Origin of the sequence: Synechococcus sp. R5-15, from assembly GCF_047462035.1 — a bacterium.
GTDB lineage: Bacteria > Cyanobacteriota > Cyanobacteriia > Thermostichales > Thermostichaceae > Thermostichus.
This window is the reverse complement of record NZ_JANSIK010000043.1, coordinates 1-15,885: the sequence shown is the minus strand read 5'-3', so window position 1 is coordinate 15,885 and position 15,885 is coordinate 1. Positions and strand designations below refer to the sequence as shown.

12 protein-coding genes are annotated in these 15,885 nt (G+C 59.7%); 9 read left to right on the top strand and 3 right to left on the bottom strand.

Going from position 1 to position 15,885, the window contains the following annotated elements:
- Positions 1–84: 84 nt before the first annotated feature.
- The 4 genes from NW839_RS04470 (at position 85) to NW839_RS04455 (ending at position 3,942) form a co-directional block, all read left to right on the top strand.
- The gene (locus NW839_RS04470) at positions 85–1,872 is read left to right on the top strand and encodes an MBL fold metallo-hydrolase (protein WP_414349971.1); all 1,788 of its coding nucleotides are present in this window, start codon (positions 85–87) and stop codon (positions 1,870–1,872) included.
- A 54-nt stretch (positions 1,873–1,926) separates the two neighbouring features.
- Positions 1,927–2,682 (top strand): ABC transporter ATP-binding protein, encoded by a 756-nt coding sequence (locus NW839_RS04465; RefSeq protein WP_011432379.1) that lies wholly within the window; start codon positions 1,927–1,929, stop codon positions 2,680–2,682.
- 196 nt (positions 2,683–2,878) lie between these two features.
- Positions 2,879–3,454, top strand: coding sequence for a TIGR04376 family protein (locus NW839_RS04460; RefSeq protein WP_011432378.1), 576 nt, complete (start codon positions 2,879–2,881; stop codon positions 3,452–3,454).
- Positions 3,455–3,645: 191 nt separating this feature from the next.
- Positions 3,646–3,942, top strand: coding sequence for a PipX family protein (locus tag NW839_RS04455; RefSeq protein WP_011432377.1), 297 nt, complete (start codon positions 3,646–3,648; stop codon positions 3,940–3,942).
- 67 nt (positions 3,943–4,009) lie between these two features.
- Here the strand turns inward: NW839_RS04455 and pheS are convergent, their stop codons facing one another.
- Together pheS and nrdJ are read right to left on the bottom strand one after the other, a co-directional pair.
- Entirely contained in the window at positions 4,010–5,011 is a 1,002-nt protein-coding gene (gene pheS / locus NW839_RS04450) for a phenylalanine--tRNA ligase subunit alpha (RefSeq protein WP_011432376.1), read from the bottom strand.
- A gap of 133 nt (positions 5,012–5,144) precedes the next feature.
- Positions 5,145–8,600 carry a ribonucleoside-triphosphate reductase, adenosylcobalamin-dependent gene (nrdJ, locus tag NW839_RS04445; protein WP_414349970.1) on the bottom strand — a complete coding sequence of 1,152 codons (3,456 nt, stop codon included), beginning with the start codon at positions 8,598–8,600 and terminating at the stop codon, positions 5,145–5,147.
- A 322-nt stretch (positions 8,601–8,922) separates the two neighbouring features.
- On the opposite strand from nrdJ, the gene NW839_RS04440 reads away from it, so the two are divergent.
- From NW839_RS04440 to NW839_RS04425, 4 genes are all read left to right on the top strand, one after another.
- Complete coding sequence (locus NW839_RS04440; RefSeq protein WP_414349969.1) at positions 8,923–10,137, top strand: site-2 protease family protein; 1,215 nt, start codon at positions 8,923–8,925, stop codon at positions 10,135–10,137.
- Positions 10,138–10,307: 170 nt separating this feature from the next.
- Positions 10,308–11,612, top strand: a complete 1,305-nt coding sequence (locus NW839_RS04435) for a M16 family metallopeptidase (RefSeq protein WP_414349968.1) — start codon at positions 10,308–10,310, stop codon at positions 11,610–11,612.
- A gap of 60 nt (positions 11,613–11,672) precedes the next feature.
- Positions 11,673–12,983 carry a M16 family metallopeptidase gene (locus tag NW839_RS04430; protein ID WP_414349967.1) on the top strand — a complete coding sequence of 437 codons (1,311 nt, stop codon included), beginning with the start codon at positions 11,673–11,675 and terminating at the stop codon, positions 12,981–12,983.
- Positions 12,984–13,297: 314 nt separating this feature from the next.
- Positions 13,298–14,362: an o-succinylbenzoate synthase gene (locus NW839_RS04425; protein WP_414349966.1), complete on the top strand. Its 1,065-nt coding sequence runs from the start codon at positions 13,298–13,300 to the stop codon at positions 14,360–14,362.
- Here NW839_RS04425 and prfB read toward each other — a convergent pair.
- Positions 14,359–15,490 (bottom strand): peptide chain release factor 2 gene (prfB, locus tag NW839_RS04420; RefSeq protein WP_414344353.1). Its coding sequence is split into 2 segments (ribosomal slippage): positions 14,359–15,417 and positions 15,419–15,490, totalling 1,131 coding nucleotides; the frame shifts between segments, so codons are not numbered across the junction. The genes NW839_RS04425 and prfB overlap by 4 nt on opposite strands.
- 245 nt (positions 15,491–15,735) lie before the next feature.
- Here prfB and NW839_RS04415 point away from each other — a divergent pair.
- Positions 15,736–15,858 carry a hypothetical protein gene (locus tag NW839_RS04415; RefSeq protein ID WP_414349965.1) on the top strand — a complete coding sequence of 41 codons (123 nt, stop codon included), beginning with the start codon at positions 15,736–15,738 and terminating at the stop codon, positions 15,856–15,858.
- Positions 15,859–15,885 lie beyond the last annotated feature (27 nt).

Sequence of the window (15,885 nt, the reverse complement as noted above, 5' to 3'; positions counted from 1 at the left end):
GGTGGAGAGGGGGGATCCCTGGCCAAGTCGCCCCTCCTGTTTGCAGGATTGAACGCGGTCTTCTAGGTTCAGAACGACACACCTGTGGAGTCAGAGAGACCCCCCCTTCGACTGCTCCCCCTGGGTACGGATCCCCGTCAACAGGGCTGTGCCTATTGGCTGGAGATGGGATCCCACCGTTTGCTTCTCGATTGCGGGTTGCCCGCTCCTGCCCTCTTTAAGGCTCTGCCAGGGATCCCGGATGCGGTAATCTGCAGCCATGCTCACTTTGACCATGTGCAAGGGCTACCTGCTTTTCATCGTCGTTACCCTCAGGTACCTCTCTACGCCACGCCGGTGACTGCTCATTTGGCCGCTGGTCTGTGGGAGTGTGGCGTTTGGCCAGGCTACGACCGGGACATTCGCTTTCCCCCCTTTCGGGCGCTGCCTTTGGGCCGGGCGCGAGAGATTTTGCCCCATCTGATGCTCACTTTCTTTGCGGCTGGGCATCTGCCGGGAGCGGCGGCAACCCTGCTGCAAAATACCCAAACCACTCCGGCCCAAGCCTGCGTGTACACGGGCGACTGTTCCCTGGCCTCAACTCGCTTTGCCCCCGGCTTGGATCTCATTGCTTTGCGCCACTGGCAGCCGGACGTGTTGCTCATCGAGGCTTCGCTGGGATCCACCCGCCATCCACCCCGTCGTCACCTGGAAAATCGCCTGGTGGAGCGGTTGCTCAGCGCCTTGGAAGCGGGGCAAACGGTGCTGTTTCCCCTGCCAGTGTTGGGGTTGGGGCAGGAGCTGATCTTTCTCCTCAAAGCCCACCACCGCTTTACCCAAGCCTCCCAAGAGCTCAAGATATGGGTGGCGCCGGGGCTGGCGGCAGGCTGCAATCTCTACGAGCGCTTGCTCACCTACCTGCCGGAGCCGGTGCGCAATTTCGCCACCTACCAGCCCTTGTTCTGGGAAGACCGCCTGCAGCCGCGGGTTCAGCCCCTTACCGAAGCGGATCCTCTGCCCCAAGGCTTGCTGCTGTGCGACGCCGATGCCGGGCCTGAGGCTTGGGATCCAATTTGGTCGAGGTTGTTGGCCCAACCGCAGCGCTCCTGTCTGCTGGTGCGGCTGCCGGAAGTGGAGCTGGCCACCCCGTTTGAGCGTTGGCCGGCGCCGCTGCGCTCCCGCATTGCCGTTGAATGGATAACCTGGCACAGCCACAACGATGTCGGGCATCTCACCCAGATCATCCACACCTTTCGCCCCCAGCATTTGGTCTTGGTTCACGCCGACCCCAAGCAGGCTCAGGATCTGGCGGATCTGCCGGAGCTGTGCAATCGCTACCATGTCCACTGCCCTCAGCCTGGGCATTGGCTGGAGTTGCCCGATGGGCACCTACAAACCCCAGTTAGGCTCGCGGAGCTGAAGGCCGGTTCCCCCGCCGAGATCAGGGATCCCCCTTTGCGCTATGAGGGGGAGGTGGAAGAAGTTTGGCAGGAGCAGGGGTCGCCGCGGACTTTGGCGGGGGTACAGGTGCGTCTGCCGCCCCAGATCACCCAGGATCCCCGTTGGCTGGCCTGGGCCGATACCGGCCTGGTGGAAGCCCGCTGGCAGGGATCCGAACTGGTGCTGCGCGGCCTTTCTCCACGGGAGCTGATCCGCCCGGCAGAGGCTGCCCCTTCTCCAGCAGGGATCGTGCCGCGTCCAAAACAGCCTTCTGTATCCAGTCATCACGGTGGCAAAAAGTGCCAAAATTGTCGCTTTGCCCGCCAGATCTTGACTTCCCAAGCCCAAGCCTTTCGCTGCGATCAGGAACGCTCTCCCCTCTACCGCCTCAGGGTGGATCCCCAGGGGAGCTGCCCCTACCATCAGCCGCAGGAGATCCGCTCTTCCGGTTAGCCGTCAAGCCAGGGAAGCCCAAAGGCTAGAATGGGGCAAGTCGCGGTGCCAACCATGCTTGAGCAAGATTCCTGGGCAAATCATCGCCGTGGGCCGGTCGGATCCCTGGAGCGCCCAGCCGAGGCCTTGGCTGCGGCCAGCCCGCCCGTAGTGCAGATGGTTGGGGTGAACAAAGTCTATCCACTGCCGGAGGGCAGTTTTCAGGCCCTCTACGATATCGACTTGGCGATCCAGCCGGGAGAGTATTGCGCCATTATGGGGCCCTCTGGATCCGGCAAATCCACCCTGATGAACCTCATCGGCTGCTTGGATCGGCCCAGCTCAGGGCGCTACTGGCTGGATGGGGTGGAAGTTTCCACCCTGACCGATCGCGATTTGGCCCACATTCGCAACCAAAAAATCGGCTTTGTCTTCCAGCAGTTCCATCTCCTGCCCGTCCTGACAGCGCTGGAGAACGTCATGCTGCCCTTGGCCTATGCTGGGATCCCGGAGCCGGAGCAACGCCGGCGGGCCAAGCAAGCCCTAGAACAAGTGGGCTTGGGGAGCAAACTGCAGCAGCGTCCGGCCCAACTCTCCGGCGGCCAGCAGCAGCGGGTGGCGATTGCTCGTGCCATTGTCAACCGACCCCAACTGTTGCTGGCTGATGAGCCGACTGGGGCTCTGGATAGCCATACCGGCCAGGAAGTGCTGAACCTTTTTGCGGAGCTCCACCGGCAGGGCATCACCCTGGTCGTGGTCACCCATGACCTTGAAGTAGCCCAGGCCGCCCAGCGCATTATCCGGGTTGGGGATGGCCGTTTGCTGGATTGAGAGGGATCCGCCTGGGGGCAGTTGGGTTCAGGAGAGTTCCCAGTTGCGGTGAACTGGCGTGCCGGATGGATCCCTGGCCTCACTTTGGGTGAAGGTCGAAGGGAATGTCTTAAACGGGCATGGGATAACCCTATCTAGGATGGCCCAGCTTGGGCTACTCTAAACGCAACTGAGGGCTTGGGAAGAGGATCCGTCCATGAAACTGATCGAAGATATCATCCGGTTTTTGGAAACCCGCCTGGAAGAATTTCTCAGGGCCCACCCTGAGATCGAGCTGCAAGCCCTCGATGAGCAGTTGCGCCAGCAGGAATCCGATACCCTGCGGCTGTTGCAGGAAAGCCGCGCCCAAGAGGAAGCTCTCCAAAAAAGCATTCTCAACTTGGCTGAGGAGATCAAAACCTGGCACTTTCGCATTGAGAAGGCGCAGCGGGCCAATCGCCCCGATCTAGCCGAAGGAGCGCGACGCCGGGAGGCTGAGCTGTTGGAGAGGGGCAGCCAGCTATGGAGTCAAATGAAGGCCCAAAAGGAGAAAATCCAACAAATGGAAGCGCTGCTGCCGCAAATTCGCCAGCGCCGCCAAGAAGTGAAGGCTAAGCTGCAGGAGGTAAGAGCCGCGCAAGCCAAAGGCATCGACAACCCGGACCGGAATTTCAGCCCTTGGGGAAAACCTTTCGAGGCTTGGGATGAATTGGAAGAGCAATTTCGTCAGCTAGAGGTGGAAAACGAATTGAATGACACGAAGAGGAAGGTGCGGGAACAGCAGCGGCGGTAACAGCCTGACCCAAAATCTTGTTAGTTTGCTAATGTTGAATCCAGTCGCAACAGCCAAAATCGAGCTGGGCGGAACTTGTGATTTAAGCCCTTGGTCTCAAGAGCCATAGCCACATCATTTCCAGAACTTTCTCTGGCACCGACCGGGAAGAAAAGTCTCTCCTCTCCCCCAAGAGTGATACGCTATTGGGCATGAATGAGTTGTATCTGAATCACCCCACATTTGGTCTGCTCTACAGCCTGTGTCAGGTCGACGAAAATCAGGCTCTCTTCACCACTCTCTACGCCCAAAGGCTCTTTTTTCGGGTTTACTTCAGGCCGCCGGATAACAGCGGGGATCCTGCTGCCATGGAGGAGTTGGTCTTCGATCCGATTAGCCGTAATGAGGCTCGCCAGCTCATCGAAGAGCAAATGCGCCTGCTGCGCCGTGCTGCCCGCCAAGATGAGCTAGAACAATTGCAGTTGATCTACAAGCAAACCTTTTCCTGACAGAGGGTTTTCTGAAGGTCTTGCAGGGCTCAGGACGAGGGTTTTGTTCCTCAGATAAGATAGCCACCTAAAACTGAGACAGAAAGCGCAGGTCGCTGGTATAAAACAGGCGGATATCCTGAATGCCGTGGAGGAGCATGGCCATCCGCTCAATGCCGATCCCTGCCGCAAATCCGGTGTAGCGCTCCGGGTCGTAGCCCACCGCTTGAAATACATTGGGATCCACCATGCCGCAGCCGAAGATTTCCAGCCATTTCGAGCCAAAGCGCACGTCCATCTCAGCAGAAGGCTCGGTAAAGGGAAAATAGCTGGGCCGAAAGCGGGTTTCTCGCTTGCCCAATAGGCGGGTGATGAAAGTGTTGAGGGTGCCCTTCAGGTCGGAAAAGGTGAGGTTCTCGCCCACCGCCAAAATTTCCATCTGGTGAAACACGGCGGAGTGGGTGGCATCCACGGTATCGCGGCGCATCACCCGACCGGCATGCACAATGCGCAGCGGCGGCTGGTGTTGCTCCATGTAGCGCACCTGCACCGAGGAGGTTTGGGTACGCATCAGGTAGCCATTGGCCAGGTAGAGGGTATCCTGCATATCCCGCGCCGGATGGTCGGCAGGGGTGTTGAGGGCCTCGAAGTTGTAGTACTCCGTCTCGAGCTCAGGCCCATGCACCACGGTGTAGCCCATTCCCACAAAGATATCGAGCATGCGGTCGATGGTGGCCTGCAGCGGATGGATCCGCCCCAGAGGCCGACGGGGCCCGGGCATAGTGACATCCAGGCGCTCTGCTTCTAGGCGGGCCAGCAGTTGAGCTTCACCAAGGGCCTGTTTGCGCTGCTCCAGACTGGATTGGAGGGCCTCTTTAAAGGTGTTGGCCAAAGCGCCAATGGCAGGCCGTTCTTCTGGGGGCAGCTTCCCCATTCCCCCCAAGATTTTGGAGAGCTTACCTTTCTTGCCCAGGTAGTCGATGCGGATCTGTTCCAGAGCCTCCAGACCGTCAGCTTGTTCCACTTGGGCGAGGGCCTCGCTTTGCAGGGTGAGAAGCTGTTGGCGAAGCGTGTCTTTTTCGTCTTGCATGGGGCCGATTCCAAGGGCAGAAGGGATCCCTGGGGTTGTGAGGAATCCCTACAAAGGTATCACAGCAGGGAGCTCGGTCGCGCCTTTGCATCCGATGGGGTTGGTCGGCAGCAGGGGGAACCCTTTTGGGGAACTAGCTCTGAGGCGCCGAATCTGGCAACAGACACCCCAGAGCGTCACACCCTGCCGGTCCCTCTGCTGCCAAGGTAAAGTTGCGGTCGTAGCGGGCCAGGGCCGCGAAGAAGTTATCTGTCCGCCGTCTCTTTTTGACCTCGGCCACCAGTCGTTCGTAGGTGGGCTTGTCGATTTTCTCAAAAGGCAGGCGGGGGAAGGGGGCATCGAAGCGGGCCAGCAGCGCTGCGCTGATGTAGCCCTCGTCGTCGCGGATGGCTTCGTAGATACGGGATCCCAGAGCTTCCACCTCGTCCTCCCGCAGCTCGATGGTGGCGGAGGTGTTGTGGGTGGTGTAGTACTTCTGAACCTGCATATAGAAGTCAAACTGGGCCAGGGCCGAGAATTGCTCGATCTCGATCTGGCCAGCACCGGGCAGGTTGGCCCATTCTACTTCCACAGGCAGTTCCACCAGCCATTCGGTACAGCGGGGATCAAAGGGGTCGTTGAGCAAGTTCCCGTTTTCATCTTTGTCCGCCTGGGCAGGTACCACCGAGTAGCCATAGTCCAGACAGGCCAGCGCCACCGGGTCATTTTTGGCGAAGGTAATGCGGCGGATATAGCGTTGGGCCTTGGGCGGGTGCCAACCGGGAGAGGCGTTGGTGAGCAGCGACTTGGTGCCGGCGGGCTGAACCGTGGTGCAGCGGTTGGGGCGGCGCAGGCCGTGGCGATCGCAGTAGTCCCACACCACGCGGTGGACGATCTCCTTCCAGCGGCTGAGGTATTCCCGCTCCTGCTGCTTGAATTCCTTCCCGATGGGGGTATCGGGTCTCCCTTCCTGCCACCAGCGCAGCCATTCAACCCCAAAGGCTTTGACGCAAAAGTCGAACAGGCCTGTGAACGAGACGCCGACGATGGGATCCCATTCCCGCGAGCGCTGGAAGCGAGGTTCCACAAAGTGGTGGTGGAGTAGGGCTGCCACCGTGAGAGCTCCCGCTGTAAAGGCGTCTTCCTGCTCCTGCCGGTTGTGGGGATCCAAACGGTTGAGGTGGATCTCGGCCAAGTTGCAATGGAATGTGTGGCCAATAATCTCGCCACAGTTGTGGACAACAAACCCATTGGCATCAAAGCACGCTGGGCCGGGGACAGTACAGTCATACACCGGCTCTACCCCGTCTGCCTCAAGGGCAGCAACCGTCACAGCAAACCGCTCTCGGTTGAGCTGGCGCTTGTAGCCATTCAGCAGTGCCTCTAGCTTTTGGGCTTTGTGCGGTTCCCGAAAGCCGACCCATTCCTGGAACAGATGCAAGTTGTCGTTGGCAATAACCAATTCGTGCTGGGCTTTGCAAGCGTATGGTGCAGGTTGGCGAGCACTGTTCGGCAGCAGGCGATATCCAGCAGGACGGCGATTCTCATACAAAACTGCAATGATGCCCAGCCGCGCCAGCATGCGCTGAACCGCTTTGAGGGTACCCAGATGGCTTTGAGAGAGCCGCACGCTAACCCCTTTCTCCTGATTACCTTGCACGCTGCCATCCGCATCAAAGAGCCCGCACAAGAAGCCTCGATGAAACTGGAAGCTGGTGGCTTCGAGCGCCTCTGTCATCTGCTTTTGTCCGGGCCTCATGCCGAACTGGGCCGCCAGTTTTGCCAACCCCCTGGAGCCGATAACCCGCAACCCAAGCTGCGCATAGTGATATGCCTCTGGCTGGCGGGGCTCGTAACCCACTGCCGTTTGCAAAAGCTGAATCGCATACTGGCTCATTTCGGCTTGGGTATCTTGCCAATAGCGTAATAAAGCCGTGTCGTTCCACGGGGTTGCCGTAAGGCTACCGTCACCCAGCAAATTCCCCAAAAGCCAGCCTTCTTCCCAGGTACCCGCCCCATCCCACGGGGTGAGATCGCGATGGTTGTGCAGCAGGATGCGGTCGCCCGGTTGTAGGCTTTCTGCCGGTACCCACTCGGTGTATTGTGCCTTTTGGGTTTGAGCGGTGACTTTGAGAACCCGATGGTTGCCTGTCAGCCGCAGAGAGAACCCTTCCTTGGTCAAAAGCTTCAGCACAGGCTTGGTACCGGAGTAGAAGAACCCCTCCGGTGTGGTACTGAATAGTTCTCCATTGACATAGGTGCTGTGCTGCTTCCCAATCAGGTCTCTCACCTGGCGCGGCCCATCGCCCGTGTGCACCCAGGTATCGGCTGTCACGCAGGGATTCAGCCCATAGCGCCACAGGCGATCCTGAAGTTCCTCTTCCCCTAGGGAGGGATCCCGTCCCTTTAGCCATTCTCGGGCCGTTCCTGCCTCATAGGCTTTGAGAAAGTCGGGTTTTAGGTCGGGTGGGATAAGGTCGCAATTGGCCCGTGCTACGGCTTCCCCGGCCCACTGGATGGCCCCCTCGCCTGAGTAAAACTGCTTCCGCACGGCCTCAACACATTCTTCCCGCGTCGGCTTGCGGTGAAACACCCGCGTGTGGTTGGCCATGCGCAGGGCATCTCGCTCGGGATCAATTCTCCAGTTGCCGTTTTCGTCCTGCTGCCAGAGGTTGTCTTTGGCGGTGGATCCCAGCTGGTCGTCGGCAGCAAACTGACGAATGCCAGCGCTACGACGAATGTTTCCCGCCACCACCACCACCGCCGCCTCGTCGATGAGCAAACAGCACTCCACCGAGTTCAGTTGCCGACCTACCGCTCTGTTGAGGATGGCGGCACAGCGCTCGTACAAGCCGGGCAGCTTAATGGGGTTGGCTACGCCCCCAAACCCTTTCAGCCGCTCCCCAGCCGGGCGGACATCGCTCAAGTCCACTGTCACTTCCACCTGGCCCCCAAAGCTGGGATCCGACGCCAGCTCCAGCAGCGCTTGGTAGGACTCCACCCAGCCGCGGCGGCTGTCCCCCACCTGGATGTGCACCTGGGATCCCTGCCGTTGGATGCGGGTGTGTTCCTGCCGCTCTTCGGGAGGGGTGGCGCCGATGGATCCCTTCACGTGAACCTGCAGGCGGTTGACAATGGGGGGCAACTGGCGGATGAACTGGGGTTCCAGCACCGCTCCCGTGCCGCAGCCCATCATGGCCAGATCCATCATCAGGCCAAAGGCCCGCCAGTCCACCACCGCCAAACTGGTGCAGTTGTAGGCACCGGAGAAGTTTTCCGGCTTCTGGATCCAGTCGGTGCCCATCACCCACAAGGCTCGACCGGAGATCAACGCCTTCAACTGCTGCTGCATGCGCTCTACCAGCTCCCGCTCCTGAGGGGTGAAGCGCCCCAGCCGGGCGATGTCGGCCAAGGTGCGCTCGCAGACATCGCCCCAGGTCTCGCGGCTGCCATCCGGGCGGCGACGGCTGTAGGTGCGGTAGAACACCGGGCTGGCCGCCGGGGCTGTGGCCGGAAACTCGCCCAGAGGCAGGGATCCCGTCGTTTCAGCGGGATCAAGTCCCTGTACTTCTTTGCTCTGTTCGCCTGAGCGGGACGAAGTCCACACCATAGCCACACCTCTTCTGCAAAGCTCGGTAGTTCCGACTCTTGAGCGCCGGTTGGCAACCCCGCCGACCCAATGCCCAACCACGTTATCACAATCTTCAGGGATCCGGTGTTGTAGGTAGTGTTGTGCTCTGAGAAGATCTTTAAGAGCCTCTAGGGATAGGGCAGGCCCGCTGTCTGCCGGGGGAGCCGCAAGGGAACGGAAGGCCCGGCAGAAGGGCTACAGTGGAGGAGAGGGATCCCAAGTTAAGGGGCTGCTTGTCGTCTTCAACGGCACCTTCCTGGGCCTTCTCCCCAGTGAGAGCTGTGTAAGGAGTTGTATCGTCATGACCAGTCGCCTGCGCATCGGTAGCTTGTGGGGGATCCCCTTTTTCATCGACTACACCTGGTTCCCGGCGGCCCTCCTGCTGGTGCTCTCCTACGGGGTGTTGACGGCGATGGGGTTGTTTCTTTCTCTGCTGGCCCATGAGTTGGCCCACAGCTTGGTGGCCCGCGCCTATGGGGTACGGGTTAACTCGATAACCCTATTTATTTTTGGGGGTATGGCGGCGATTGAGCGGGAAGTTCCCCGCCCCCTTGGGGCTTTTTGCGTGGCGGTGGCAGGCCCTCTCCTCAGCTTGGGTCTGTTTGTGCTCTTCAGCATGGCCCGGGCTTGGGCTGTGCCGGAGTCGATGCTGGCCTCAACCCTCACCAGCTTGGCTGCCATCAACCTGACGATTGCCCTGTTTAACCTGCTGCCGGGCCTGCCTCTGGATGGGGGGCAAATGCTCAAGGCGGCCATCTGGGGTTGGACAGGGGATCGGCAAAAGGGTATGCTGTGGGCGGCCCGAGCCGGCCAGGGGGTGGGCTGGGGTTTGGTGGGGCTAGGTCTGCTGGTGGTATTTTGGGGGAGCCTCAACGGCCTCTGGGTGGGGTTGATCGGCCTGTTTATTTTGAACACCGCCCGCCGCTACAGCCAGTACGCGCAACTGCAGCAGGTGCTGGCCCGCCTGAAAGCTGCAGATGTGATGACCCGCCAGTTTCGGGTTTTGGACGCGAACATGAGCCTGCGGGAGTTTGTGGATCGCTATCTGGTGCCTTCTTCTCTCAGGCCGGAAGCCCCAACTCAACCGGCGGAGGTTTATTTTGCTGAGGAAGATGGCCGCTACCGTGGGCTGGTCAGGCCAGAATTGCTCAACGACATCGAGCGCAGCCAGTGGGATCGCCTCACCCTCAAGGCTATTCTCAAGCCGATGGAGCAACTGCAGGGGGTACGAGAAGAGACCCCCATTCCCCAGGTAATTCAGATGATGCGCCAGGCAGAACCCCGCCGCATTTTGGTTTTCACGCCCGCCGGCGCCATTGCTGGCTTGATCGACCGGGGGGATGTGGTGGCCATGGCTGCCCGGCAGTTGGGGGTCGTGCTGCCCCAAGAGGTGGTGCAGCGGGTGCGCGATAGCGAAGAATGGCCCCCTGGATTTCAGGTGGAGGACAATCTGGCCGGAGAGGGATCCCCCAGTCTGGCTTGGCAGGGATCCCCGGATCTGCGCAATGAGCCTTAGGGGGATGTCTGGACAGGGAGCAGCCCAAGGTACCTAGGTTCTCCCTCTACCACAAAAGGGGTTGGGATCTGCAAGGTGGGGAGAGAAGACCAAGAAAAGTAGTCTCAGATACTATTTCCGGGAGACCCTCTCCATCTACAATTAAGACTGTTCTCCATCAGTTAAGAATTTTGAACCGCTCTCCTCGTCTTTTGCCCGCCTACACCCACCGACTGAGCAACGGGTTAGGCGTTATCCTTCATCCCATCCCCATTGCCGATTCTGTAACCGTTGATGTCTGGGTACGGACAGGCGGACGCCATGAGCCGCCAGAGTGGCTGGGCCTATCCCATTTTTTGGAACACATGGTGTTTAAGGGCAGCGAGCGGCTGGCCCCTGGTGAGCTGGATTGGGCCGTGGAAGGACGGGGCGGAGTTACCAATGCTGCCACCGGCCAAGACTACACCCATTACTACATTACGGTGGCTGCTGCTGACCTAGCGGATACCCTGCCCTACCTGGCAGAGGTGGTTTTGCGGGCCGGGATCCCAGATCTGGAGTTTGAGCGGGAGCGGCAGGTGGTTCTGGAGGAAATTCGCCGCGCCGCCGACAACCCTGATTACACGGCCTATCAGCTTTTGATGCAGACCGCCTATGGGGAGCATCCCTATGGACGACCGGTGTTGGGCACACCGGAAAGCTTGATGCAACTGACCCCTGAGGTGATGCGCGCTTACCACCGCGCTTGGTATCGGCCTGAATCCATGACGGTGGTGGTGACGGGTGGCATCGATCCCGAGCGGGCGTTGGCCTTGGTGGAGGAGCAGTTTGGCAGCTCTGCTGCTGGGCCAGCACCGGCCAGCCCCCCCATCCCGCCCCAGCCTCGTCCCCAAGGGATCCTGCGCCGGGAGAGCGACCATGCCCGCTTGGAGCAAGCCCGTCTGAAATTGGCCTGGCCTACCGTTGGCATTGACGATTGGCAACAAGCCTGTGGCCTGGAGATGTTGGCTTCTCTGCTGGGAGATGGCCGTACTTCGCGGCTGGTGCATCTGCTGCGGGAACAGCGGGGCTGGGTGAGGGCCATTGGCTGTTCTTCGCTGGTGCTGAAGGAGGGGGGACTGTTTTGTATCGGCGCTCAGCTGGAGCCGGAGGATGTAGCGCGGGTGGAGGCGACGATCCTGCACGAGATCGAAAAGCTGCAGCAGGATGGCATCGGCCAAGCGGAGTTGGATCGCACCCGGCGTATGCTCACCCATGAGTTCCTGTTCTCCGCCGAGTCCCCCAGCCAATTGGCGGGCATCTATGGCTACTACGAGACGTTGGGCGGGGTGCAACGCATTCAAGAGTACCTGGAGCTGGTGCAATCCTTTACTCCGGCTCAGATCCGGGAGTTGGCCCAGCAGTACTTGTCTCCGGAGGCTTATGTAGTCACCGTTCTCAAGCCGACTGCCCTGGGTACAGCGGCGGCTTCGGAGCTGCAACTGGCCTGTCGGTGAGTGCTGCCTCGACGCTCTGGACTCTTGACTTTCGGATTTTGGACGGGATCCCTTGCCTGCATGAACTCTGCTCTGCTTGCCACCCAACGTGGCCGTTTACAGCGCGTCCTTTTGGCCAATGGCATCACGCTGTTGCTGGGCCAGAACCCAACGGTGGAGATCTTGGCTGCCCACTGTTTTTTCCGCGGCGGCAGCCGGGCAGAGCAACCGCAACAGGCGGGGGTGAGCCACTTGATGGCGGCTGTCCTCACCAAAGGCACGCATCGGCGCAACTCCCAGGCCATTGCTGCTCGGGTGGAATCGCTGGGGGCCTCGCTATCGGTGGACAGTTCTGCCGACTCTTTCGAGGTGAGCCTGCGCTGTGTGGCTGCCGATTTCCCGGAGTTGCTGGATTTGCTTGCGGAGACGCTGCGGGATCCCAGTTTTCCTGAAGAGGAGGTGGCGCGAGAGCAGGCGTTGATGCTGCAGGCCATCCGCGCCCAACAGGAACGGCCCTTCAGCTTGGCTTTCGAGCAGGTGCAACAAGCCCTCTATGGGGATCATCCCTACGCTCTGCCGGGGTTGGGACGGCTGGAAACGGTGGGATCCCTGACCCGCGAGGATTTGGTAGCCTATCACGCGGCCTACTGTCGTCCAAATGGAATGGTGATGGTGGTGATCGGCCCAGAGCCGCCGGAGCAGATGGCTGCCCAGGTGGAAGCGGCTTTGGGAGACTGGGTTGTTCCCGGCCCCTCTCCAGAGGATCGGGATGTTCCCCTGCCCCCTCTGAGGGATCCCCAACTGCTGAGGTTGCCCCAGCCCACTCAGCAGACAACAATCTTGATTGGGTTTCGCGGATCCCCTGCTGCTTCTGCGGATTATCCGGCCCTGAAGTTGCTGGCCACCTACTTGGGGAGCGGTCTGTCCAGCCGTCTGTTCGTGGAACTGCGGGAGCGCTGTGGCCTGGCCTATGAGGTCTCGGCTTTTTTTGCCACCCGTCGGGATCCCGCCCCTTTTGGGGTTTACATGGGCACTGCAGCAGAGAACACCCAGGTGGCTCTGGAACGCCTACAAGCAGAAATCCACCGTCTGCAGGCCAATCCGCTCGACCTGGCAGAGGTGGAAATGGCGCAGCGCAAACTTCTGGGCCAGTATGCCCTCAGCAAACAAACCAATGCCCAGGTGGCTCAACTGGCGGGCTGGTACGAGATTTTGGGCTTGGGCATGGAGTTTGACCGGCAGTATTTGCAGGGGGTCAGGCAACTCACCCCAGAGCAGCTCCACCAAGCCGCAAAAACCTACCTGACCAACTCGGCCATTGCTCTGGTGGGGCCGGAAGCCGCCTTGGCAGAAGTTGAGCCGGTGTTTTATGGTCGTTTCGATTCAAACTAGGACACTGCACCCACACCTAAAACGTTGGTTGCGTCGTCGCGTCAGCGTTGCGGAGCAATAATGCATAATGCATTGTGCCAGAAGGCTTTTTTCAGTAGCCCAGGTGTCTCACCCTGGCCTGAAGTAACCATAACTCTGGATTGAGGTCACGATTGTGGGTCAATCTCGAGATGTCCAAGAAAACGATGGGGATCGTTTCTGAATAGCAGCCCTCTGAGAAAACTGGCGTTTTTCCTTTCTTTATCTTGCTTGAGCTTTTTGTGGCTGGTAGGCACAGCAGATCATCTGCAGGGGATACCCAAAAAGAGGGATCCGTGCCGCTTGGGCGGCTGGAAAAGCGGTTTTCCTTTGCGTTTTGCCCCTACTGGCGTCCCTTTCGGCGGCCCCTGCGTACCCACCACGGACTGTGGTCCGTGCGCGAAGGGATCCTGATCCGACTTACAGATCGGGAGACAGGCTGTCAGGGATATGGGGAAATTGCTCCCATCCCTTGGTTTGGCAGCGAGACCTTAGAGCAGGCTCTGGCGTTTTGTCGGCAGCTGCCCCCTCTTTTGTCGGAGGCGTATATTTTGGGGATCCCAGAAGCACTACCGGCCTGCCGGTTTGGGTTGGAAGGCGCTTGGCTGGCCTGTCGGGATCCCGATTGGTTGAACAAGGATCTCTCTCTACTCTCTTTCTGTGAACTTTTGGGGGAGACCCTGCCGCCGGAATCTTACAAGGACTCCTACAAGGACTCCGTCCCACTCACGCGGTCGGTGTACAAGCTCAAGGTAGGGAGGGATCCCATGCAGCAGGAGTTGGAGAAGCTGGAGCAATGGCTGGAGCGGTTGCCGCCGGGATCCCATCTGCGTTTGGATGCCAATGGGGGGTTAACGCTTGCGGAGGCCCACCGGTGGCTGATGGTTTGTGATCGGCTTAACCAGGCCTCGCCGGTCAAGATTGAGTTTTTGGAGCAGCCTCTGCCGCCGAATCAGCACTCCCATCTGGTGGAGCTCAGCCGCCAGTACCAAACCCCCGTTGCTTTGGATGAATCGGTGGCCTGCCTGGAGCAGTTGCAAGCGATCCATCGGTCAGGATGGAAAGGGATCCTGGTGGTGAAGCCGTCTCTGGTGGGCTCCTGCATTGCGCTGCGAGAGTATCTCAGCCGCCATCCCGGCCTGGATCTGGTCTTTTCTTCGGCGCTGGAGACTCCCATCGGCGCCTGGCACGGGTTGGCTTGGGCGGGATCCCTGCAAGCCAAAACCGCCTCTCCCCGGGCCGTGGGATGGGGGGTAGGGGAGTTTTTCCAGGAAGGGGATCCCCTGACCTTGACCCAGCTCTCAGCCCAGGAGCGGGCTGCCCTCATGCAGGCGGTGTGGGAGCGCTACAGCCGGCCCTAGACTGCGGCGGCCTGTTGTTTGGCGTATTCCTGCCGCAGATAGGCCTGGATAAAATGCATCAGCTCCTCCGGCTCGCCGTTCATAAAGGCCTCGACATTGTAGGTTTCGGCGTTGGTGCGGTGATCTTTGATCAGCTTGTAGGGATCGAAGGTGTAGGTGCGAATACGCCCCCCAAAGCCCTGAGTCACCATCTCGCCGCGAATCTCGGCCAGCTTTTGTCTGCGTTTTTCTTCTTCCATCTCGATCAGCTTGGCCTTCAAGATCTGGATGGCTCGCTCTTTGTTTTGCAGTTGGGAGCGCTCCTCGGTGCAGCGCACGGCAATGCCGGTGGGCTTGTGGATCACCCGCACCGCTGTTTCCACTTTGTTCACGTTTTGGCCACCTGCTCCACCCGAGCGGGAGGTCTCGAACTCCAGATCTTCCATCTTCAGCTCATACTCGCTTTCCTCTTCCAGAATCGGCATCACCTCTACGCCAGCAAAGCTGGTTTGCCGTTTGCCGTTGGCGTTGAAGGGGCTGATGCGCTCCATGCGGTGGTTGCCCTTCTCGGCAGAAAGATACCCATAGGCGTAGGGGCCTTCGATCAGCAGGGTGGCGGACTTGATGCCGGCTTCGGCACCTTCGGAGTATTCCGAGAGGCTGACCTTGTAGCCCTGGTTTTCGGCCCAGCGGGTGTACATTTTCAGGAGCATTTCCGCCCAGTCCTGGGCGTCGGTTCCCCCTGCGCCGGCGGTGATGGTGAGGATGGCACCGTTTTTGTCGTAGGGGCCGGAGAGCAGTTGCTGTAGCTCCCACTGGCCCAACTCCCGCTCCACCACTGCCAGGGATCCCGCTGTCTCGGCTAAGAGTTCCGGATCGGGCTCTTCTTGGAGCAGCTCAAGGGCGCTGGCGGCATCTTCCAGGCGATCCTTCCAGCGGTGCACCTGATCCCAGGAGGCCTTGAGGCTGTTGAGCTTTTGCAGGTGGCGGCGGGCTGCCTCTACATCATTCCAAAACTGCGGCTGCGAGGCTTCTTGCTCTAGGATGGCAATCTGTTGCTCCAAGTGGGGCAGGTCAAAGATAGTCCTGAGCGTTGCTCAGGCGCAAGGTGAGCGATTCTAGGGTGCGTCTTAGATCGGCAAGTTCCATAGAGAGCAGCAAGCTGTTTGCGCGTCGGATCCCATCCTAACCTGTGGGCCGGCAACTCAATCAAGGGATGGAGCCCTTCTGTGGGGCAGTTCCTGGCCGTTCCCATTGCAACAGCATTGCGATCCCTTGTCCATAGCAACAACCCCGCCAGAGGCAGGACGGAGTCCTTTGGCTTCTGCCGAAAGATCCCTGTTGAGGTGGCTCAAGCCTATAGCAGAATAAAGAATTCGGTTTCGGAGGCTGCGATGCTGAAGGTCTTTTCCTTGCTTTCCGGGCTGGTTTTGGCGGGAGGAGTGGCTGCTTTGGCCATCACCAATCCCACCTTAGAAGAGCATGCCTCTAACCCCCAAAACCCTGAACTTTGCTGAATTTACTGAGCTTTAGGCGGTTTGGCA

What these genes read in the sequence shown, in the direction of transcription:
- NW839_RS04465 (WP_011432379.1), top strand. Translation starts at nt 1,927, where the DNA reads ATGCTTGAGCAAGATTCCTGGGCAAATCATCGCCGTGGGCCGGTCGGA.
- NW839_RS04460 (WP_011432378.1), top strand. Translation starts at nt 2,879, where the DNA reads ATGAAACTGATCGAAGATATCATCCGGTTTTTGGAAACCCGCCTGGAA.
- NW839_RS04455 (WP_011432377.1), top strand. Translation starts at nt 3,646, where the DNA reads ATGAATGAGTTGTATCTGAATCACCCCACATTTGGTCTGCTCTACAGC.
- pheS (WP_011432376.1), bottom strand. Translation starts at nt 5,011, where the DNA reads ATGCAAGACGAAAAAGACACGCTTCGCCAACAGCTTCTCACCCTGCAA.
- nrdJ (WP_414349970.1), bottom strand. Translation starts at nt 8,600, where the DNA reads ATGGTGTGGACTTCGTCCCGCTCAGGCGAACAGAGCAAAGAAGTACAG.
- NW839_RS04440 (WP_414349969.1), top strand. Translation starts at nt 8,923, where the DNA reads ATGACCAGTCGCCTGCGCATCGGTAGCTTGTGGGGGATCCCCTTTTTC.
- NW839_RS04430 (WP_414349967.1), top strand. Translation starts at nt 11,673, where the DNA reads ATGAACTCTGCTCTGCTTGCCACCCAACGTGGCCGTTTACAGCGCGTC.
- NW839_RS04415 (WP_414349965.1), top strand. Translation starts at nt 15,736, where the DNA reads ATGCTGAAGGTCTTTTCCTTGCTTTCCGGGCTGGTTTTGGCGGGAGGA.